At 61.4% G+C, this 19,562-nt stretch carries 16 protein-coding genes; 4 read left to right on the forward strand and 12 right to left on the reverse strand.

The features are described from left to right. Positions 1-5 precede the first annotated feature (5 nt). From ACOQOQ_RS06980 to ACOQOQ_RS06995, 4 genes are all read right to left on the reverse strand, one after another. Positions 6-1,412 carry a DUF1800 domain-containing protein gene (locus ACOQOQ_RS06980; RefSeq protein ID WP_420569416.1) on the reverse strand — a complete coding sequence of 469 codons (1,407 nt, stop codon included), beginning with the start codon at positions 1,410-1,412 and terminating at the stop codon, positions 6-8. 172 nt (positions 1,413-1,584) lie between these two features. Continuing rightward, a complete protein-coding gene (aspS, locus tag ACOQOQ_RS06985) occupies positions 1,585-3,435 on the reverse strand; it encodes an aspartate--tRNA ligase (RefSeq protein WP_420569417.1) in 1,851 nt (616 codons plus the stop codon). Positions 3,436-3,520: 85 nt separating this feature from the next. Then, the gene (locus ACOQOQ_RS06990; RefSeq protein WP_420569418.1) at positions 3,521-4,189 is read right to left on the reverse strand and encodes an aminotransferase class IV family protein; all 669 of its coding nucleotides are present in this window, start codon (positions 4,187-4,189) and stop codon (positions 3,521-3,523) included. After that, positions 4,147-5,265, reverse strand: a complete 1,119-nt coding sequence (locus ACOQOQ_RS06995; protein WP_420569419.1) for an aminodeoxychorismate synthase component I — start codon at positions 5,263-5,265, stop codon at positions 4,147-4,149. The genes ACOQOQ_RS06990 and ACOQOQ_RS06995 overlap by 43 nt, the downstream gene beginning before the upstream one ends. 208 nt (positions 5,266-5,473) lie before the next feature. On the opposite strand from ACOQOQ_RS06995, the gene carB reads away from it, so the two are divergent. Beyond that, positions 5,474-8,803, forward strand: coding sequence for a carbamoyl-phosphate synthase large subunit (gene carB, locus ACOQOQ_RS07000; RefSeq protein ID WP_420569420.1), 3,330 nt, complete (start codon positions 5,474-5,476; stop codon positions 8,801-8,803). Between the two features lie 384 nt (positions 8,804-9,187). Here the strand turns inward: carB and ACOQOQ_RS07005 are convergent, their stop codons facing one another. Then, complete coding sequence (locus ACOQOQ_RS07005; protein ID WP_420569421.1) at positions 9,188-9,643, reverse strand: hypothetical protein; 456 nt, start codon at positions 9,641-9,643, stop codon at positions 9,188-9,190. 348 nt (positions 9,644-9,991) lie between these two features. On the opposite strand from ACOQOQ_RS07005, the gene ACOQOQ_RS07010 reads away from it, so the two are divergent. Continuing rightward, complete coding sequence (locus ACOQOQ_RS07010) at positions 9,992-10,576, forward strand: thymidine kinase (RefSeq protein WP_420569741.1); 585 nt, start codon at positions 9,992-9,994, stop codon at positions 10,574-10,576. A gap of 65 nt (positions 10,577-10,641) precedes the next feature. Here ACOQOQ_RS07010 and rimO read toward each other — a convergent pair whose 3' ends face one another. After that, positions 10,642-12,009, reverse strand: coding sequence for a 30S ribosomal protein S12 methylthiotransferase RimO (rimO, locus tag ACOQOQ_RS07015; RefSeq protein WP_420569422.1), 1,368 nt, complete (start codon positions 12,007-12,009; stop codon positions 10,642-10,644). 148 nt (positions 12,010-12,157) lie between these two features. Between rimO and ACOQOQ_RS07020 the strand changes: the two genes are divergently transcribed. Continuing rightward, positions 12,158-14,068, forward strand: a complete 1,911-nt coding sequence (locus tag ACOQOQ_RS07020; protein WP_420569423.1) for an AsmA family protein — start codon at positions 12,158-12,160, stop codon at positions 14,066-14,068. Here the strand turns inward: ACOQOQ_RS07020 and ACOQOQ_RS07025 are convergent, their stop codons facing one another. From ACOQOQ_RS07025 to ACOQOQ_RS07045, 5 genes are all read right to left on the reverse strand, one after another. Next, complete coding sequence (locus tag ACOQOQ_RS07025; RefSeq protein ID WP_420569424.1) at positions 14,069-14,545, reverse strand: transglycosylase SLT domain-containing protein; 477 nt, start codon at positions 14,543-14,545, stop codon at positions 14,069-14,071. A gap of 92 nt (positions 14,546-14,637) precedes the next feature. Further along, the gene (locus ACOQOQ_RS07030) at positions 14,638-15,036 is read right to left on the reverse strand and encodes a hypothetical protein (protein WP_420569425.1); all 399 of its coding nucleotides are present in this window, start codon (positions 15,034-15,036) and stop codon (positions 14,638-14,640) included. A gap of 12 nt (positions 15,037-15,048) precedes the next feature. Next, entirely contained in the window at positions 15,049-15,975 is a 927-nt protein-coding gene (gene argF, locus ACOQOQ_RS07035) for an ornithine carbamoyltransferase (RefSeq protein WP_420569426.1), read from the reverse strand. Positions 15,976-16,035: 60 nt separating this feature from the next. Beyond that, positions 16,036-17,208, reverse strand: a complete 1,173-nt coding sequence (locus ACOQOQ_RS07040; RefSeq protein ID WP_420569427.1) for an aspartate aminotransferase family protein — start codon at positions 17,206-17,208, stop codon at positions 16,036-16,038. A gap of 255 nt (positions 17,209-17,463) precedes the next feature. Next, positions 17,464-18,267: an ABC transporter permease gene (locus ACOQOQ_RS07045; RefSeq protein WP_420569428.1), complete on the reverse strand. Its 804-nt coding sequence runs from the start codon at positions 18,265-18,267 to the stop codon at positions 17,464-17,466. Positions 18,268-18,422: 155 nt separating this feature from the next. Here ACOQOQ_RS07045 and ACOQOQ_RS07050 point away from each other — a divergent pair, with 155 nt between their 5' ends. After that, complete coding sequence (locus ACOQOQ_RS07050) at positions 18,423-19,016, forward strand: GcrA family cell cycle regulator (RefSeq protein WP_420569429.1); 594 nt, start codon at positions 18,423-18,425, stop codon at positions 19,014-19,016. A 56-nt stretch (positions 19,017-19,072) separates the two neighbouring features. On the opposite strand, the gene ACOQOQ_RS07055 is transcribed toward ACOQOQ_RS07050, so the two are convergent. Then, positions 19,073-19,528 (reverse strand): NUDIX hydrolase, encoded by a 456-nt coding sequence (locus ACOQOQ_RS07055; protein WP_420569430.1) that lies wholly within the window; start codon positions 19,526-19,528, stop codon positions 19,073-19,075. Between the last annotated feature and the right edge of the window lie 34 nt (positions 19,529-19,562).

Below are 19,562 nucleotides of genomic sequence, written 5' to 3' on the forward strand. Positions count from 1 at the left end.
TCCTGTCATCGACGCTGAAAAGCCGGAGAGATCAGCACCAGGGCGATCCCTTCGGGGCGATTTTCTGCCGCTTCGGCGGCGAACTGCACCGTACCGGGGGCATCCGGGCCCAAAGCTGCGGTTACAAAGTCGCGTGGGTCGGGCAGGCGACGGCGCATCAGCGCATTGGGCGCGCGCAGCGCCCATTCCAACCGCGACGCGACCCCTTGCGGCGTTATCCAATGGGGGTCTTCCTCGGGCCAGCCATCCGGGCCTTGGGGGTCATCAAAAGGCTGCCCCATCCGTCTGAGCGGTTGCAGGAAATGCTGCTTGATCCGCTGCTCGACGTCATTGGGTTTTCCCTTGAAGGGCACAGGGGCCACGCCCAAAGCCCGCATCGTACTGGAGATGAAATCAAGCGGTGGTTTGACATTCATGCGCTCTGGCGCCCAGGACGCGGGGTGCTCCAGCATTGCGTGATAGACCTGATGCAAGTTGCCACCGGTCTCTTGCCAGCGGGCTGTCATTGCGCCCACCAAACTGTCCGGCGGAGTGTCCGAGACGAAATGAACTGCCAGTTTCCAGCTGATATGCCGCGCCGTGGCCGGGTGAACCGAAAGGTCCGTTAGCACAGCGTGGATGTCCTCCAACGTCCCTGTTGACCCCCCGTAGGTCTGGCCAAGCACTGTTTCCGCGCCTGGCTCGGCCCAGTTGCGCCGGTATGTCGGCTGAAAATCCTCTGCAAGGGTCAGGCCGGTCAAAAGTTCGGCCAGTTGGCGCACGTCGGTTTGGGTATAGGGCCCGTCCACGCCCAGCGTGTGCAGCTCCAGTATCTCGCGGGCGAGGTTTTCGTTCAGGCCGCGGCGCACGCCCTTGGCCTTGAATTTGGCCTGTATCGGCGCCGAGGGGCCCAGCGAGTAGAGCTGATCAAGGTAACTCAGCATCAGCGGGCTGGTTGCCGCTGCGATCAACAGATCGGCGAACTGGCCGGTCAGGTGCGGGCGGATAAAGCTTTCGGTGTGGGGCAGGGCGCCGCGCTGCAATACGGCGCCCTTGCCGCGCACGGTGAAATGGTCGGCCCAGAACGCCGCCAGCCGTTCGCGCAGCCCGTCCTGCGTATGGCTGCGCCTTGCCAAGCTGTGAATCAGCCAGTTGGTCTGCGCGACGCGGGCCTGTTTGACCTCGCGCCGGAATTGCTTGTGCAGGCGTTTTGCTTCTTCGGGCGGCTTTGCCTTGCGGGACGCTTTGCGCAGGGAGCGCGCGGTGATCATGCGTTTGCGCAGCTGGTCGTAGGTCTCGATCGGAAAGGCGGCAGCCATCTGATCGGGGCTGTTCAAGCGCCCCAGCATCTGCCCAACGGATGCAGGAGGGGCAATGCCCGACGCCAGGCCGGTGCCGAACCGGATCTCTGCAAGGATAGGGTCAAAGGGCATGGAAACTCCGTCTTGCGCTTTGGCCTGACTATAACGCGCTGGGGGCAGCGGTCTGCATCACATAAATGCGACATTGCACAGGACCGGCGGAATTGCGCGCTTGGGCGAGGCGCGCAAGCAAAAACGCCCAAGCCTTGGGCCTGGGCGTTCGCATCTGTTGACAAAAAGAAGCTTAGTCCTGAGGGATCACCCGCAGCGACAGCTCCATCAGCTGGTCCGAGCTGGGATCGGACGGAGCCTGCATCATCAGGTCTTCGGCGCGTTGGTTCATCGGGAACATGATGACCTCGCGGATGTTGGCGGTGTCGGCCAACAGCATCACGATCCGGTCGATGCCTGCAGCGCACCCACCGTGCGGTGCAGCGCCGTATTGGAAGGCCTGGTACAGCGCGCCGAAACGGCTTTTGACCTCGGCTTCGTCATAACCGGCGATTTCAAAGGCTTTCAGCATCAGGTCCGGTTTGTGGTTCCGGATCGCGCCGGACACCAGCTCGTACCCGTTGCATGCCAGGTCATACTGATAGCCCAGAACGTCCAGCGGGTTGCCGTTCAGCGCGTCCATACCGCCCTGCGGCATCGAGAACGGGTTGTGTTCGAAATCGATCTCGCCGGTTTCCTCGTCCTGTTCGTAGATCGGGAAGTCCACGATCCACGCAAAGGCAAAGCGGTCCTTATCGGTCAGGCCCAGCTCGTTACCGATGACGTCGCGCGCTTTGCCGGCGACCTTTTCGAACGCCTTGGGCTTGCCACCCAAGAAGAAGGCCGCATCACCGATGCCAAGCCCCAGTTGCTGGCGGATTGCCTCGGTCCGTTCGGGGCCGATGTTCTTGGCCAGCGGACCGGCTGCTTCCATGCCGCCCTCGACCTCGCCGGATTTCAGCTTGGCTTGGGCTTCCTTCACGGTGATGCCCAGTTCCTGAGCGACCGCATCGGCGGTTTTCTCGCGCCAGAAGATATAGCCCATGCCGGGCAGACCTTCGCCTTGGGCGAATTTGTTCATCCGGTCACAGAATTTGCGGCCGCCGCCGGTGGGGGCGGGGATGGCGCGCACCTCGGTGCCTTCGTTTTCCAGCAGGCTGGCAAAGATCGCAAAGCCGGAACCGCGGAAATGTTCGCTGACATCCTGCATCTTGATCGGGTTGCGCAGGTCGGGCTTATCCGTGCCGTACCATTTCGCCGCGTCCTTATAGGAGATCTGCGGCCAGTCCTGATCGACCTTCCGGCCACCGCCGAACTCCTCGAAAATGCCGGTCAGAACGGGCTGGATCGTGTCGAAGACGTCCTGCTGTTCGACAAACGACATCTCCAGGTCCAGCTGGTAGAAATCAGTGGGCGAGCGGTCGGCGCGCGGGTCTTCGTCGCGGAAACAGGGCGCGATCTGGAAATACTTGTCATAGCCCGACATCATGATCAGCTGTTTGAACTGCTGCGGGGCCTGCGGCAGGGCGTAGAACTTGCCCGGGTGCAGACGGGACGGCACCAGGAAATCGCGCGCGCCTTCGGGGCTGGACGCGGTGATGATCGGGGTCTGGTATTCGCGGAAGTTCTGATCCCACATCCGGCGCCGCATCGAGGCCACAACGTCCGAGCGCATGGTCATGTTCTTCTGCATCACCTCGCGGCGCAGATCCAGATAGCGGTATTTCAGGCGGGTTTCTTCAGGGTATTCCTGATCGCCGAACACCATCAGCGGCAGCTCTTCCGAGGCGCCCAGTACCTCGATATCGCGCACGAACACTTCGACTTCGCCGGTGGGCAGCTTGGGGTTCACCAGATCGGCGTCACGCGCTTTGACGTTGCCATCGATGCGGATACACCATTCGCTGCGGACCTTTTCCACCTCGGCGAAAACCGGGCTGTCGGGGTCGCAAAGGACTTGGGTGACGCCATAGTGGTCGCGCAGGTCGATGAACAGGATGCCGCCGTGATCGCGGACCCGATGGACCCAGCCCGACAGGCGGACGGTGTCGCCCACGTTGGATTTGTTCAGCTCGGCGCAGGTATGGCTGCGATATGCGTGCATTCTAGTGACCTTTCATCAGGCATCGGCGGCGCAGAGGTCTGCGCGGAATTCGTCCGGGCCGATACACAAGGTTGCGGCGCTATTGTCAAGCAATGTGGGTGAATTGAGCGCATTCGGGTGCCCAAACCGCCTGCGTTGAACCGCGCAGCGAATTGATCAGGTTGATCGAGCGGGCCGCACGCAGGTCATTCAGGGTCAGAACGGCCGCTTTTACTTGGCCCGTGTTCAGCAGACTTTGACGATAAACCCCGGCCAGACAGCCCGAGGTCAGCGGAGGTGTCAGGCGCTCTCCGTCCGGGGTGGTGACGCAGATATTGGTGATCGTGCCCTCGCAAACCTCGCCCCGTTCGTTCAGCAGAACGGCCTCGTCCACGCCTTCATGCAACGCGGTACGGGCCTGATCATAGATGGCGCGCTGGGTGGTCTTGTGGCGCAGCAGCGGGTTTGCAGAATCTAGCCGCTGATCTGCAATGACAAACCGCATTTGGCGCGTCCGCGCGGGCATCGGGAGAGTCTCCAGCCGCAGCGCGCCGTCCTTCGCCAGCGTCACCCGGCAGCGCAGCGCGTCCGGCCCCGAGATCCCCTGCATCACGGCGCGCGCCTGTTCGGGGTCGTACGCAAACCCCAACGCTTGCGCCGAGGCCATCAGTCGCGCCAGATGCAAGGCTTCCCGCGCGATCCCCTGTCCGGGGACATAGCCGAAGGTTTCGATCAGGCGGGTTCCGGCTGGAACATCGCATAGCGGGCTTTCCATAGGGCCTCCTCGTATTCCGATGGGGCGGTGCTGTCCCAGACCAGCCCGCCGCCGACATTCAGGGTGGCGCGATCCCCGTCCAGCATCACCGTTCGGATCGCCACGTTGAAACAGGACCGCCCGTCCGGCGCGGCCCAGCCGATGGTGCCGCAATACGCCTCGCGCGGCCAGGGTTCCAATTCGCGGATGATTTGCATCGCGCGCAATTTCGGCGCCCCGGTGATCGAGCCGCAGGGGAATAGCGCGGCAAAGATATCACCCAGCCCGATGCCCGGCTGCAATTGTCCTTCGACTGTCGAAACCATCTGATGCACCGTTGCGTAGGTTTCCACCGTGAACAGGTCGGGCGCCCGCACCGAGCCGACTTGGCAAATCCGGCTGATATCATTGCGCAACAGGTCCACGATCATCAGGTTCTCTGCCTGGTTTTTTTCATCCCGCGACAGGGTCGTGCGCTGGGCGGCATCCTGCGCCGGATCGTTCAGCCTGGGCAAAGTGCCTTTCATGGGCCGGGTTTCAATGCGGCCGTCGGAATCGGTGCGAAAGAACAGCTCGGGCGAGCGCGACAGCAGCGCGGGGCCGTCCTCTTGTTCCACAAGCACACCATGGCCCACGGATTGGCGCGCGGCCAAGGCGGCATAAAGCCCCTTCGCGCTGCCATCCGCGCGGGCATCAATCGGAAATGTCAGGTTGGCCTGATAAATATCGCCCGCGCCGATATAGTCATGCACTGCCCGAAATGCGCGGGCATAGTGGGTGGCGTTCCAGCGCGGGGTCAGATCGTGCAACGCTCCGGCCGAGGTAAAGCCTTCGGCGGGCACAGGCGGCTTATAAAGACCGAAACGCATCAGGGGCAGCTGGCGATTTTGGGGCAGAAGCGGCGCCAGCCGCGGCTCAAGCGCGTATCCAAGCTCGTAACTGGCATATCCGGCCAGCCAGTACCCCTGCTGCTGTGCGTCCTGCAAACGGGTCAGCGCAGCGGGCACTTGTGCAGGCTCAGAGGCCTGGATCACCGCGCATGGGGCGTTAAACTGGACGGCAGGCCCGTCAGGGCCAGAATCAAATCGCAATCGCAAGGCTGTTTGCCCTTGTTGATGTGCCCTCCCTTACCTTCAGCTATAGCGCAATTGGACCGGGGGTACAGTCCGCACGGGTTAAATCGAAGATGTTTTGCGATCCCCCTTGCGCCCTGCAAAGTGTTAGCTATAACCCACGACAATTTGCGCGGGGTGAGTCTCACCCCCGTGCCCTGCTGCCCAACCGCCAGAGCTCAAGAGGTCCGCCATGCCCAAAAGAACCGACATCTCCTCGATTATGATCATTGGTGCGGGGCCGATTGTTATCGGGCAAGCCTGTGAGTTCGACTACTCGGGTGCCCAGGCCTGTAAGGCGCTGCGCGAAGAGGGCTATCGGGTGATCCTGGTGAACTCGAACCCCGCAACGATCATGACGGACCCTGGTCTGGCAGATGCGACCTATATCGAGCCGATCACCCCCGAGGTTGTCGCCAAGATCATCGAGAAAGAGCGCCCCGACGCGCTGCTGCCGACCATGGGCGGGCAGACCGGTCTGAACACCTCGCTCGCGCTGGAAGAAATGGGCGTGCTGGAAAAATTCGGCGTGGAAATGATCGGCGCGAAACGCGACGCCATCGAAATGGCCGAAGACCGCAAACTGTTCCGCGAAGCGATGGATCGCATCGGCCTGGAAAACCCCAAGGCCGAGATCATCACCGCCCCCAAGAAAGAGGACGGCTCGGCCGATCTTGAGGCTGGTGTGCAGCTGGCCCTGAAAGAGCTGGAAGAAATCGGTCTGCCCGCCATCATCCGCCCTGCATTTACCCTGGGCGGCACCGGCGGTGGCGTGGCCTATAACCGCGAGGATTACATTCATTTCTGCCGCTCCGGCATGGATGCCAGCCCCGTGAACCAGATCCTGGTCGATGAATCGCTGCTGGGCTGGAAAGAGTACGAGATGGAGGTCGTGCGCGACCGGGCCGATAACGCGATCATCGTCTGTTCCATCGAAAACGTCGATCCGATGGGCGTGCATACCGGCGACTCGATCACCGTGGCGCCCGCGCTGACGCTGACCGACAAGGAATATCAGATGATGCGGACGGCCTCGATCGCCGTTCTGCGTGAAATTGGCGTGGAAACCGGCGGGTCCAACGTGCAATGGGCCGTGAACCCCAAAGACGGCCGTATGGTCGTGATCGAGATGAACCCGCGCGTGTCGCGCTCGTCCGCGCTGGCATCGAAGGCCACCGGTTTCCCCATCGCGAAAATCGCCGCGAAACTGGCTGTCGGTTATACCCTGGACGAGCTGGATAATGACATCACCAAGGTGACCCCGGCCTCGTTCGAACCGACCATCGATTATGTCGTCACCAAGATCCCGAAATTCGCGTTCGAGAAATTCCCCGGTTCCGAACCCTACCTGACCACCGCGATGAAATCCGTGGGCGAGGCGATGGCCATCGGCCGCACCATCCACGAATCGCTGCAAAAGGCGCTGGCCTCGATGGAATCGGGCCTGACCGGCTTTGACGAGGTGGAAATCGAAGGCGCGCCTGACAAGGCCGCCGTGATCAAGGCGATCTCGAAAACCACGCCGGACCGGATGCGCACCATTGCTCAGGCAATGCGCCATGGCCTGACCAATGAAGAAATCCACGCGACCACCATGTTTGACCCGTGGTTCCTGGCGCGCATCCGCGAGATCATCGAGGCCGAAGAAGAGGTCCGCAAAGACGGCCTACCCGTCACCGAAGAAGGCCTGCGCAAGCTGAAGATGATGGGCTTTACCGATGCCCGCCTGGCCACCCTGACCGGCCGGACCGAAGCAAACGTCCGCCGCGCCCGTCAGAATCTGGGTGTGAACGCGGTGTTCAAACGCATCGACACCTGCGCCGCCGAGTTTGAGGCGCAAACGCCCTATATGTACTCGACCTACGAAGCCCCGATGATGGGCGAAGTGGAATGCGAAGCGCGTCCCTCGGATCGCAAAAAGGTCGTCATTCTGGGCGGTGGTCCGAACCGGATCGGCCAGGGGATCGAGTTCGATTACTGCTGCTGTCACGCCTGTTTCGCGCTGACGGACGCCGGTTACGAAACCATCATGGTCAACTGTAACCCCGAAACCGTGTCCACCGACTATGACACCTCGGACCGTCTGTACTTCGAGCCGCTGACCTTTGAAAACGTGATGGAAATCCTGCGCGTTGAACAGGAAAACGGCACGCTGCACGGCGTCATCGTTCAGTTCGGCGGTCAGACCCCGCTGAAACTGGCCAACGCCCTGTTCGAAGAGGGCATTCCGATCCTGGGCACCAGCCCTGATGCGATTGACCTGGCCGAGGACCGCGAGCGTTTCCAACAGCTTGTCAATAAACTGGAGCTGAAGCAGCCCCGCAACGGCATCGCCTCGACCGACGCGCAGGCGCTGGCCATCGCCGAGGAAATCGGCTTCCCGCTGGTGATCCGTCCCTCCTATGTTCTGGGTGGCCGCGCGATGGAGATCGTCCGCGACATGGCTCAGCTGGAACGCTACATCGCCGAGGCCGTGGTGGTTTCCGGCGACAGCCCCGTTCTGTTGGACAGCTACCTGTCGGGCGCGATTGAATGCGACGTGGATGCCCTGTCGGACGGCAAATCCGTCCACGTCACCGGTATCATGCAGCACATCGAAGAGGCCGGCGTGCACTCGGGCGACAGCGCTTGTTCGCTGCCCCCCTACAGCCTGCCCGCTGACATCATCGCCGAGATCAAGCGCCAGACTGTTGAACTGGCGCTGGCCCTGAATGTGGTTGGCCTGATGAACGTGCAGTTCGCGGTCAAGGATGGCGAGATTTACCTGATCGAAGTGAACCCCCGTGCCTCGCGGACCGTGCCGTTCGTTGCCAAGGCGACCGACAGCGCGATTGCGTCCATTGCCGCGCGCCTGATGGCGGGCGAGCCGATGGAGAACTTCCCCTTCCGCGGCGAATACCCCGAGGGCGCGACCCCCGGCAGCATGCCGATGGCCGACCCGATGACCCTGGCCGACCCCAACATGCCCTGGTTCAGCGTCAAAGAGGCCGTGCTGCCCTTTGCTCGCTTCCCCGGCGTGGACACGATCCTGGGCCCGGAAATGCGCTCCACCGGCGAGGTTATGGGTTGGGACACGTCGTTCCCGCTGGCCTTCCTCAAGGCGCAGCTAGGCGCTGGCACCGATCTGCCGACCTCGGGCAAGGTCTTCATCTCGATCAAGGACGCCGACAAGACCGAACTGATGGTCGATGCCGCCAAGACTTTGATTGACCTGGGCTTTGGCCTGGTTGCCACGCGAGGTACTGCAGGTTGGCTGCAGGAAAACGGCGTCGAATGCACAGTCGTGAACAAGGTCTATGAAGGTCGCCCGAACATCGTGGACATGCTTAAAGACGGCGAGATCACCCTGGTTCTGAACACCACCGAGGGTGCGCAATCGGTGTCTGACAGCCGCGAAATCCGCTCGGTCGCGTTGTATGACAAGATCCCCTATTTCACCACTGCCGCCGGCGCCCAGGCTGCGGCCCAGGCCATGCAAGCCCGCGCCGAAGGTGATTTCGGAGTGAAAGCGCTGCAGGGCTGATCCCTCAGGCGTTCCTTCCTAAGGGGCAGGAATTGAATTGATCGCAATCCACTCGGGTAATCATTCCCGGGTGGATTTTTTTTGTGCTCACTGCTGTTGGACCTGCACCGCCGCCGAAAAGCGATAAAAAACTGCGCGTGTTACACAAACTTCACGACACTTCGCGCCCAAATTCGCTATGCTAAAGGATATAAGCGATGGCCGCGATGATCCCCAATCAGTCGATCCAGTCCGGCTGAATTCGCCGCGCATCGCTTGGATATGGCGTAAGCACTCTGCGGGTCCCAAGCTCTGTCGGGTGAATGATTTCATTGTCCCTTTTCAGAACGACTGGGGCCTCTCGATTTCTCGAGAGGCCCCAATTACCTTCCGGTGGGCGAGCCCTTAAGTGGCTTCCTCTTCCAGGTGCAGCTTCATTTCGATCAAGACATGCTGCAAGGCCAGCGTTTCCTTCAGCAGTCGCTTGGCCTCGTTGATGGTGATGATGCCGTCCTCAATGGATTGGTTGTACTCGGCCATCAGCATTGCGAAGCGCTGGCTCAGCGCGATGACGTCCGAATTGATCCCGCCGGTTTCTGCATTCTTGCGGTTTTCGTTATAGGACAACGAAATGCCGCGCAGATCCGCAAGCGCGCTGGTGACATGCGGGTGCGAGGCAGCGGCCTCTAGTGCGGCAACGGCATCGATCGGCATGAAGCGGTCTTTGTGTTCGGGGTTGTCGGAATAGTACCGCCCCAACGTGGCCTTGGATTTGCCGGTCAACGAACATGCGGCCTCGATGCCCACATCTTTGACCAGGGCTTCGGTGTGTTTCTTCAAGTATCCAGTGGCGACTGACATTCGTAACCTCTTGCTGCCCCCGAGTGAGGGGGAAAACCTTCTACTGTTTCCCATTAATCATTTTCGGGGGCTATGTCATTGATAAAGCTGACCCTGGTCGGTTTCAGGGTGCATTAAGTTGTTTGAATGTAACAAGTTGCCGATTTTCGTGATTGGCGACTGCACGTTTCAGGTCAATGTGTGCAGACCTGAGGCAGACCGGGAAACCGGTCAAAATGGCGAGGCCACGGACCCAGGTACCCGTGCCGATCATCCCCAAGGGCTATGCCCGTCAGCGCGTTCCTGACTGTTGCCTCGCCACGCAAAATCCCGCTTGATCCGCTGGAAAAATGCCGACACAACGCGGGCATGGCCAAGTTATATTTCCATTACTCCACCATGAATGCCGGCAAGTCGACGGTTCTGCTGCAGGCTGCGCATAACTATCGCGAACGGGGCATGGAACCCTACCTGCTGACCGCGCAGTTCGATAATCGCGCAGGCCAAGGGCGCGTGGCCTCGAGGATTGGGATCGGGTCTCAGGCGGACACGTTTGCTGCCGGTGAGAACCTGTACGAGCGTCTGAAGGCCCGTCTTGCGCAGGGCCCTGTGGCCTGCGTGTTCGTGGACGAAGCGCAGTTCCTGGAAAAAGAACAGGTCTGGCAGCTGGCGCGCGCGGTGGACGATCTGGGCGTGCCGGTGATGTGCTATGGGCTGCGGGTGGATTTCCGCGGCGAGCTGTTTCCGGGCTCGGCCGCTTTGCTGGCCCTGGCGGATGAAATGCGTGAGGTCCGCACGATCTGCCATTGCGGGAAAAAGGCTACGATGGTGGTGCGAATGGGGCCGGACGGGCAGGTGCTGCGCGATGGCGCCCAGGTGCAGATCGGCGGGAACGAGACCTATGTCTCGCTGTGTCGCCGCCACTGGCGCGAGAGCGTCGGGGATGTGAGGTAGGGGGCGTTGCCCCCTCTGGCCGTTGGCCATTCACCCCCAGAGTATTTCAGGAGCAAAGAAGCGGGTCAGCTTCTGATCTGGCCCCAGAGGTCATAGTCGCTGGCTTCGTCGACCTCGACCGTCACGATGTCGCCGACGGTCAGCGTGCCCGTGCCTTCATCGATGAAGAGGTTGCCGTCAATCTCGGGGGCGTCTGATTTGGTGCGGCAGGTGGCGATGCCGTCGTCGTCGATATCGTCCACAATGACGTCCATGACCTGTCCGACCTTGGCGGCCAGTTTCGCCTCGGAAATCGTCTGAGCCTTTTGCATGAAGCGATCCCAGCGGTCTTGTTTTTCGTCGTCGGGCACATGATCGGGCAGGGCGTTCGAGCGCGCGCCCTCGACGTTTTCGTATTGGAAGCAGCCGACGCGATCCAGCTGTGCTTCGTCCATCCAGTCCAGAAGGGTTTGGAATTCCTGTTCGGTTTCCCCCGGATAGCCGACAATGAAGGTAGAGCGCAGGGTGATATCGGGGCAGATGTCGCGCCATTCACGGATCCGGTCCAGCGTCTTTTCCGCGGCCGCCGGGCGCGCCATGCGTTTCAGCGTGTCGGGGTGGGCGTGCTGAAAGGGGATGTCCAGATAGGGCAGGATCTTACCCTCGGCCATCAGGGGGATCACGTCGCGCACATGCGGGTAGGGATAGACATAGTGCAGGCGGATCCAGGCATCCAGCTGGCCCAGCTCGCGCGCCAGATCAAGGAAGGGGAACTTGGCCTCGCGGTCCTTCCAGTCGGTGCCATAGGCGCTGGTGTCCTGGCTGATGACCAGAAGTTCCTTGACGCCGCTTTCCACCAGTTTCTCGGCCTCGCGCAGTACCGCCTTCATCGGGCGGCTGGCCAGTTTGCCGCGCATGTCGGGGATGATGCAGAATTTGCAGCTGTGATTGCAGCCCTCTGAAATCTTGAGATAGCTGTAGTGGCGCGGGGTCAGTTTGACGCCACTGGCGGGCAGCAGGTCGATGAACGGGTCAGGGTCGGGGGGCACGGCGCCGTGGACCGCATCCAGCACCTGTTCGTATTGATGCGGGCCGGTGACAGCCAGAACCTTGGGGTGGACGCCGGTGATATATTCGGGGTCGGCGCCCAGGCAGCCGGTGACGATGACCTTGCCGTTTTCGTTCAGCGCCTCGCCGATGGCCTCAAGCGATTCGGCCTTGGCCGAGTCCAGAAACCCGCAGGTGTTCACGATCACCGCGTCGGCGCCGGAATAGTCGGGGCTGATGCCATAGCCCTCGGCGCGCAGACGGGTCAGGATGCGCTCGCTATCGACCAATGCCTTGGGGCAGCCCAGCGAAACCATACCGATGGTCGGCTGGCCGTCACGAGGCTTATCCTGAAGGCGCGCACGCGGCGCAAGGTCTGGGCGGAGGTTGGGCGGATTCTGGGTCATGGGGCCTCATACAGAATGCGTGCGGTTTGGGGAAGGGTATTGCGTCATCCGGCGAAGTGCCGCCCGATCATGTGGGTGCTGCAACACGTGATTGGCAGCCCGGTGCCGCTTGCGTAAGCTGGGGAAAACACCCTTCGGAGGCAGTAGGATGCGGTTTCTTATCAGGTTGATCGGCTTTGTCCTTGTCTTGGTGCTGGTTGCGGTGGTCGGGCTGCTGATGTTGCCAGGCGAGCGCATTGCCAAGGTGGCGGCGGATCAGCTGAAGGCCCAAACCGGGCGCGAGGTCGTTCTGTCCGGCGAAACCAAAGTCAGCTATTACCCGGTTCTGGGGGTATCCACCGGCCCGATTACCATTGCAAACGCCGATTGGTCGAAAGGCGCCCCGCTGATGCGCGCCGAAGGGTTGAAGGTGGGGGTCGATCTGGTCTCGCTTTTGTCGGGCGAGGTGCGGATTACCGGGCTCGAGGCGGTTGCCCCCGACATCCTGCTGGAACGCGCCAAGGATGGCCGGGTGAACTGGGATACGGGCGTATCCGGAGTTGCGGCCTCGGGGCAGCCGGCGGGCAGCTCTAACCCGCTGGCGTTGTCGTTGGATCGGGCGCTGATCCAACGGGGCAAGCTGCGCTATGTGGATCACGGAACGGGCGTAGATGTGTCGGTGCGCGACGTGTCCGCCGATCTTCGCTGGCCGGACTATGACGGGCGGGGCGATTTCGATCTGTCCGCGACCTATGGCGACACGCCCCTGGCGCTGAAGGGCCATGTGGGCAGTCTGGCGGATGTGCTGGCCGGCAAGGTGACCGAGATCACCGCGGAACTGGCGGCCAAGGGCGGCCGTATCGAGTTTCAGGGGCGCGGGGCCTCGCAACCTCAGCTGCAAGGACGGGTGAAGGCGGATATATCCGATAGCGGCGCCTTTCTGGCCGCGCTGGACGTCAAGGGCGCCAACCTTCCCAGGGGGCTGGGCCGTACTGTGAAACTGGGCGCTGATGTGACGCTGACGCAGGCGCAAATGCTATCGATACGGGACCTGAGCGCGACGCTGGATCAGAACGCGTTCACGGGCGAGATGGATCTGGACCTGGCCAAGCAGACCCCCCTGCTGACGGCGCGCATTGCGACCAAGCACCTGGACCTGAGCGGCTTGGACACTGGAGGCAGCGGTCCCTCGGCCAATGTGGGCTGGTCCAAAGCGCGGATCGACGCCAGCGCGCTGGGCCTTATGAATGGTGAGATCGCCTTTGACGCTGGTGGTTTGGGCGTTTCGGGACTGACCTTCGGCACGACCCGCGCCCGCATCACGATCGACCGCGCCCGCGCTGTTGCCCAACTTAGCCAGCTTTCGGGCTATGGCGGTACGATCACCGGGCGCATGGTGGCCAACAACCGTTCGGGCTTGTCGGTGGGGGGCGCGCTGAATGCCTCGGGGCTGGACATGCAGAATCTGCTGTCCGATGTGGCCGGCATCACTCGGTTTACTGGCAGCGCCGACGCCAACCTGGAATACCTGGGGGTCGGAAATTCGACCCACGCGATCATGAACTCGCTTTCGGGCAAGGGCAGCCTGACCATGGGGCGGGGCACCATCCAGGGCATCGATCTGGACAAGCTTATGCGCTCGGGGCTGGGCACGGGGGGCACCACTGTTTTTGACAGTCTGACCGCCAGCTTCACCATGAAGGATGGTAACCTGTTCAATCCCGACCTGTTGATGAAACTGCCCGCTCTGAGCGCCAATGGCGAGGGCCGTATTGGCCTTGGGCCGCGCGATCTGGATTATCTATTCACCCCGCAGATCGATTCCATCAATGGCGGCAAAGGGCTGGCCATCCCGGTGCGCATCAAGGGGCCGTGGTCCAGCCCGCGCATCACGCCAGACATGGAAAAGGCCATCGATCTGAATTTCGAGGAAGAAAAAGAAAAGGCCCGGAAAAAGCTTGAGGACGAGGTCAACAAGCGCCTGGGGGTTGAGAAAGAAGTAGGCGAAAGCACCGAGGATGCAATCAAGCGCAAGCTGGAGGACGAAGTCAGAGACAAGGTCCGGAAAATGTTCGAGTGATCAGCTGCGAAGGCCCGTCTCGCGCAGCATGCCGCGCCGCTTGGCCTCGTAGTAATACCCGCGGGCATACCATTGCACGGCGGTTGCCTCGTCCCCATAGGACAACAGCCACGCCCCGCGCAGGTACTTCACCGCATATTTCAGATTGGTTTCGGCATCCAGCAAATCGCCGGGGCTGCCGCGAAATCCCATGCTGCGGGCAGTTTGCGGCAGGATCTGCATCAGCCCGTAATACGGCCCGTTACGGGCGCCGGGCCGGTACATGCTTTCACGCTGCACGACCCGGTGAACCAGGCTGCGCGGCACCTCATAAAGATCGGCATACTGGTTGATCAGGCGCCGCAGCTCGGGCGTTTCGTTGGGGTGAAGCGAAGGGTCTGCGCGTTTAGGCGCTGCTTTGCGCCGCCGATGGCTGCAACCAGTCAGAACAGTGGCGGTGATCAGCAGAAAGGCGGCGCGGCGGCTGTAGTTGGGCATATGCAATCCTCAAGGTGTACACCAAGCCTAGTCGGGCTTTGTCGTCAAGGACAGCGTGACCAACCACAACCGGCAAAGAGCCGCGCAGTGATTCAGCTCACAAGTGGACAGCGATAAACCGGGGCGGTGCGTTTGCCCTTTGCCCAGTCTGAGCGGACCCAAAAATATTTGTCACTGCCCTCAAGGACTAGGATCCAGTGCACCAGACTGCCCTCATCGTCCCGCCAGGTCTCATGATCCAGAAACATGGTGATGCTGTCACCGCTTTCCCCAAGGACTGTATACGTGAACCGATCACCGAACTGGTCCCGGCTTTTCACTGGTTCCTCCAGTGTCACCACCAGTTGCTTGTGGTCGTTGCTGAGCAGCCAGCGATGAGGTGATTTGCAGGTGCCGCCGAGCGGCAGCTCATGGCTCCAATCGACACCCAGCAACTTGTCAAACGGATCTGCCTGACAGGGAGAGGCGGCCAGCGCCAGACAGATTGCCATCCTTCGCATCGCTTACACGCCCAGACACCAGCGCATAACGGCCTTTTGCGCGTGCAGGCGGTTTTCTGCCTCGTCGAAGATAACCGAGTGCGGCCCGTCCATCACGGCGCTGGTTGCCTCGTCGTCGCGATGGGCAGGCAGGCAGTGCATGAACAGAGCGTCGTCCTTGGCGTGGGCCATCAACGCCTCGTTCACCTGATAGGGACGCAGCTGGTTGTGGCGCCGCTCGCGGGCAGATTGAGGGTCATGCATGCTGACCCAGGTGTCAGTGACCACAAGGTCCGCACCGGATACGGCCGCAACGGGGTCACGCTCGATCTCCACGTTCGAGCCCTTGGCACGGGCCTCTTCGACAAAGACCATTTCGGGGTCCAGAGTCTGCGGGCCGGTAAAGGTCAGGTCAAAGCCGAACTGACCGGCCGCATGGGCGAAGCTGGCAAAAACGTTGTTCCCGTCACCGCACCAGACGACCTTTTTGCCCGCGATGGGCCCGCGATGTTCCTCGTAGGTCAGGATGTCCGCCATGATCTGGCAGGGGTGCGTGCGGTTGGTCAGCCCGTTAATGACGGGGACGCTGGCGTACTCGGCCATCTCGTGCAGGGTTTGCTCTTCGAAGGTCCGGATCATGATCAGATCGACATAGCGCGACAGCACGCGGGCGGTGTCGGCGATGGTCTCGCCATGGCCCAGCTGCATGTCGGTGCCGGACAGAACCATGGTCTGCCCCCCCATCTGGCGCACGCCCACGTCAAAGGACACGCGTGTCCGGGTCGAGGGTTTTTCGAAGATCAGCGCGACCATGTGATCCTTGAGCGGTTGCGCATCATCCAGCGCGCCTTTGGGGCGGCCCTGGCGCGCGTCCTTCATGGATTTGGCGGCGTCGATCATGCCCCGCAATTCTGCGGGGTCGGTTGTGTGAATATCAAGGAAGTGTTTCATAACATACGTCTTTTCGGTATCTAGCCGAGGCAGGGTTGCGCAGTCGGCCGGTTGATTAGCTCAGGTTTCCAGTTGCGTGGCTGCTGCATCCAGCCGGGAAATGGCCTCAGAGACCTCGTCTTCGGTGATGTTCAGAGGCGGCAGCAGACGGATCACGTTATCCGCAGCGGGGACGGTGATGACCTGGTTGTCATAGCCGGCGTTTACCACGTCGATATTGGGGGCCTTGCACTTGATGCCCAGCATCAGACCGGTGCCGCGCACGCTTTCGAAGATATCCGGATGGGCCGCGACCAGCCCCTCCAGGGATTGGCGCAGCTGGCCCGCGCGGGCGCTGACGGTGTCCAGGAACTCGGGCGCAGTGACGGCGGTCATGACGGCGCTGCCAACCGCACAGGCCAGCGGGTTGCCGCCATATGTGGACCCGTGGGTGCCGGCAGTCATTCCGCTGGCGGCCTCTTCGGTGGCCAGAACGGCGCCCAAGGGGAAACCGCCGCCGATACCCTTTGCAACCATCATGATGTCGGGGGTGATGCCCGCCCATTCATGCGCAAACAGCTTGCCGGTCCGGCCAACACCGCATTGAACCTCGTCCAGGATCAGCAGGATATCGTTGTCATCGCAGATTTGGCGCAGGGCCTTCACTTCTGCATCGGGTACAGGGCGAATGCCGCCTTCGCCCTGCACGGGTTCAATCAGGATGGCGGCGGTTTTTTCGGTGATCGCGTTGGTCAGCCCGTCCAGATCGCCAAAGGTCAGATGGACAAAGCCGGGCAGCAGCGGACCAAAGCCCTTGGTCATCTTCTCGCTGCCCGCAGCCGCGATCCCAGCCGAGGACCGCCCATGGAACGAGCCGTCAAACGTGATGATCTCGACCTTCTCGGGCTGGCCCTTTTCGAACCAGTATTTCCGCGCCATTTTCACGGCCAGCTCGCAGCTTTCGGTGCCGGAATTGGTGAAAAACACCGTGTCGGCAAAACTGTTATCCACCAGTTGATCGGCCAGCTTTTGTTGCTGCGGGATCTCATACAGGTTGGATACGTGCCACAGGTTCTGCGCCTGATTGGTCAGCGCCTCGACCAGCGCGGGGTGCGCGTGGCCCAGTGCGTTCACAGCGATGCCCGCGCCAAGATCCAGAAAACGTCGGCCATCTGCCTCGATCAGCCACGAGCCTTCGCCCTTCACGAACTGAAGAGGCGCACGGTTATAGGTCGGCAGGACAGACGGGATCATAGGTGGATCATCCTTGTTCCAAAGAGAAATCCTGAGGTTGCATTCACAGGACCGGGTGTCAACGATTTTAGGGGTTTATGCCGCAAATGGCGGCGGATCAAAGGCTGCGGGACGTCAGACGTGGGTACGTCGGCGTCGAATCGAGGTGATATGTGCGCGTTTGATCATGACGGGGGGCATAGCCCAGCCCGGTCAGGTTGCAAAGATGTTTCTGCCCAACGGATGGTGGTGCGGCCTATTGGCCACAGCGTCCCGTCATGCTTTCAAACGGTATCCCGTGCGGAACATGTTCCAGGTTGCGAAAGCGACCGCAGTGGTGAAGCCTCCGGTGACGGCCAGCCCCAACCAAGGAGAGCTGTCCGACACGCCCAGAACGCCGAACCGCACCCCGTCGATCAGGTAGAAAATCGGGTTGAAATGGGTCAGTTTCTGAACGCCCGCAGGCAGCGCCTGAACCGAGTAAAACGTCCCCGACAGAAAGGCCAGCGGGGTGACGATGAAGTTGGTGATCGCGGCCATCTGGTCGAACTTGTTGGCGAACACGCCAGCCAGAATGCCGATCGCCCCCAGCATTCCTGCGCCCATGATCACAAAGACCAGCGCCCACAGGGGATGCGCGATCGGCAGACCCAGCACCAGCGTCAGCCCCAGCCCGATGGCCAGCGCCACGCAGACGCCTCGGGCGATGCCCCCGATCAGGTAACCCAGCACCAGCTCCAGCGGTGACAGAGGCGGCATCAACGTGTCCACGATATTGCCCTGCACCTTGGAAATCAGGATCGAGGACGAGGTATTGGCAAAGGCGTTCTGGATCACAGTCATCATCAGGATACCCGGAGCGATGAAATGTGTGAAAGGCACGCCCATGACGTCGCCTCGCTGCTTTCCGATCGCGATCGAAAAGATCATCAGGAACAACGCCGCCGTAGCCAGCGGTGCCAGCAAGGTTTGCGTCCAGACGACGGTGAACCGCATGACCTCGCGTTTGATCAGGGTGTAAAACCCCAGCCAGTTTACGCGGCCAAAACGACGCGTTCCCATCTGCATACTGTCGGCCATAGTGACACTGTGCCCTTATTATTCCGGTCCGGAGCGGAGCTCCCGGTGATTCCACGCCTTGTAACTCAGGCGCGGATCACTAAAATAGGACCAGATCAAAAAAGTACAGGGGCGGCGCGCGCAAGCGTGGCCGCTTTTTATGGTAAGGAAACCGAATGTCCTGGACCGATGAACGCGTCGAACTTCTGAAAAAAATGTGGGGCGAGGGCCAATCGGCCAGCCAGATCGCCAAAGAGCTGGGCGGCGTGACCCGCAACGCGGTCATCGGCAAAGTGCACCGTTTGGGCCTGTCCAACCGCTCGGGCGGGGGTGGTGCCAAATCCGAAGCCAAGGCCAAGCCCGCGGCGAAACCCGCGGCCAAGCCCGCAGCCGAGGCCAAGCCCGCGCCCAAGCCAGCCGCCAAACCCGCGCCTGCGCCCGAACCCGCACCTGCCGCCGCCGAGCGTCCGGCCAGCGTGACCCCGATCCGTAAGCAGATCATTCCCGCAGGCCAACCCCTGCCGCCGCAGCCTTCGGCCAACGAGATTAGCCCCGAGGCTCTGGCCAAGGTCAACGAGGTCGAAAAGAAAGCCAAGAAGCTGGGCCTGTTGGAACTGACCGAGCGGACCTGCAAATGGCCCGTTGGTGATCCGGCGACAGATGATTTCTGGTTCTGCGGTCTGCCCGTGCAGCAAGGCAAACCCTATTGCGAGGCGCATGTCGGCGTGGCTTTCCAACCCATGTCCAACCGTCGTGACCGTCGCCGCTAAGGCCGGTCAGACAAGATACAAAAAAAACCCCGCGATCGCCGCGGGGTTTTTTCGTTTCACAGATTGCGCAGGATATTTTTCAGCTTGGGTTCATCCACGAGTTTGGCCGCGCGGCGCGGGCGCATCCATTTGCGTTTGCGCTCGTCGACCTCGGGGTAGTCGTCGCTTAGCTTTTCGACGGTCACGACATAGACTTGCGCCTCGACCGGGATGGCGCCGCCATCATCGGTGATCTTGTCGTAATCGTAGCTGCCGATCGGCTTTGGGTTGACCTTGGCCTTTTTGACGCCGGCCTCTTCCCAGGCTTCGGTCATTGCGGCCTGCGCGCCGGTTTTTCCGGGAATCGGCCAGCCCTTGGGAATGATCCAGCGGCCTGTCCCGCGCGAGGTAATCATCAAAACGCGCAGATCATCACCCGTCCCGCGAAGACACAGCGCGGCCACCTGAGGCTGGCGCGCTTGCGTCACATTGGGCTGGGCCGAGACCCAGGCTTTGGCGGATTTGTTCGGCATGTATATCTGCTCGTTAGTTTGTTGGTTGGCCGCT

This window comes from Thalassovita sp. (genome assembly GCF_965218685.1).
GTDB lineage: Bacteria > Pseudomonadota > Alphaproteobacteria > Rhodobacterales > Rhodobacteraceae > Thalassobius.

Excerpts from the sequence above, each read along its gene's own strand:
- ACOQOQ_RS07020 (WP_420569423.1), top strand. The coding sequence starts at position 12,158 with ATGCGGTTTCTTATCAGGTTGATCGGCTTTGTCCTTGTCTTGGTGCTG.
- ACOQOQ_RS07025 (WP_420569424.1), bottom strand. The coding sequence starts at position 14,545 with ATGCCCAACTACAGCCGCCGCGCCGCCTTTCTGCTGATCACCGCCACT.
- ACOQOQ_RS07030 (WP_420569425.1), bottom strand. The coding sequence starts at position 15,036 with ATGGCAATCTGTCTGGCGCTGGCCGCCTCTCCCTGTCAGGCAGATCCG.
- ACOQOQ_RS07045 (WP_420569428.1), bottom strand. The coding sequence starts at position 18,267 with ATGGCCGACAGTATGCAGATGGGAACGCGTCGTTTTGGCCGCGTAAAC.
- aspS (WP_420569417.1), bottom strand. The coding sequence starts at position 3,435 with ATGCACGCATATCGCAGCCATACCTGCGCCGAGCTGAACAAATCCAAC.
- carB (WP_420569420.1), top strand. The coding sequence starts at position 5,474 with ATGCCCAAAAGAACCGACATCTCCTCGATTATGATCATTGGTGCGGGG.
- ACOQOQ_RS06980 (WP_420569416.1), bottom strand. The coding sequence starts at position 1,412 with ATGCCCTTTGACCCTATCCTTGCAGAGATCCGGTTCGGCACCGGCCTG.
- ACOQOQ_RS07055 (WP_420569430.1), bottom strand. The coding sequence starts at position 19,528 with ATGCCGAACAAATCCGCCAAAGCCTGGGTCTCGGCCCAGCCCAATGTG.
- ACOQOQ_RS07040 (WP_420569427.1), bottom strand. The coding sequence starts at position 17,208 with ATGATCCCGTCTGTCCTGCCGACCTATAACCGTGCGCCTCTTCAGTTC.
- ACOQOQ_RS07050 (WP_420569429.1), top strand. The coding sequence starts at position 18,423 with ATGTCCTGGACCGATGAACGCGTCGAACTTCTGAAAAAAATGTGGGGC.
- ACOQOQ_RS07005 (WP_420569421.1), bottom strand. The coding sequence starts at position 9,643 with ATGTCAGTCGCCACTGGATACTTGAAGAAACACACCGAAGCCCTGGTC.
- rimO (WP_420569422.1), bottom strand. The coding sequence starts at position 12,009 with ATGACCCAGAATCCGCCCAACCTCCGCCCAGACCTTGCGCCGCGTGCG.
- ACOQOQ_RS06990 (WP_420569418.1), bottom strand. The coding sequence starts at position 4,189 with ATGGAAAGCCCGCTATGCGATGTTCCAGCCGGAACCCGCCTGATCGAA.
- ACOQOQ_RS07010 (WP_420569741.1), top strand. The coding sequence starts at position 9,992 with ATGGCCAAGTTATATTTCCATTACTCCACCATGAATGCCGGCAAGTCG.
- argF (WP_420569426.1), bottom strand. The coding sequence starts at position 15,975 with ATGAAACACTTCCTTGATATTCACACAACCGACCCCGCAGAATTGCGG.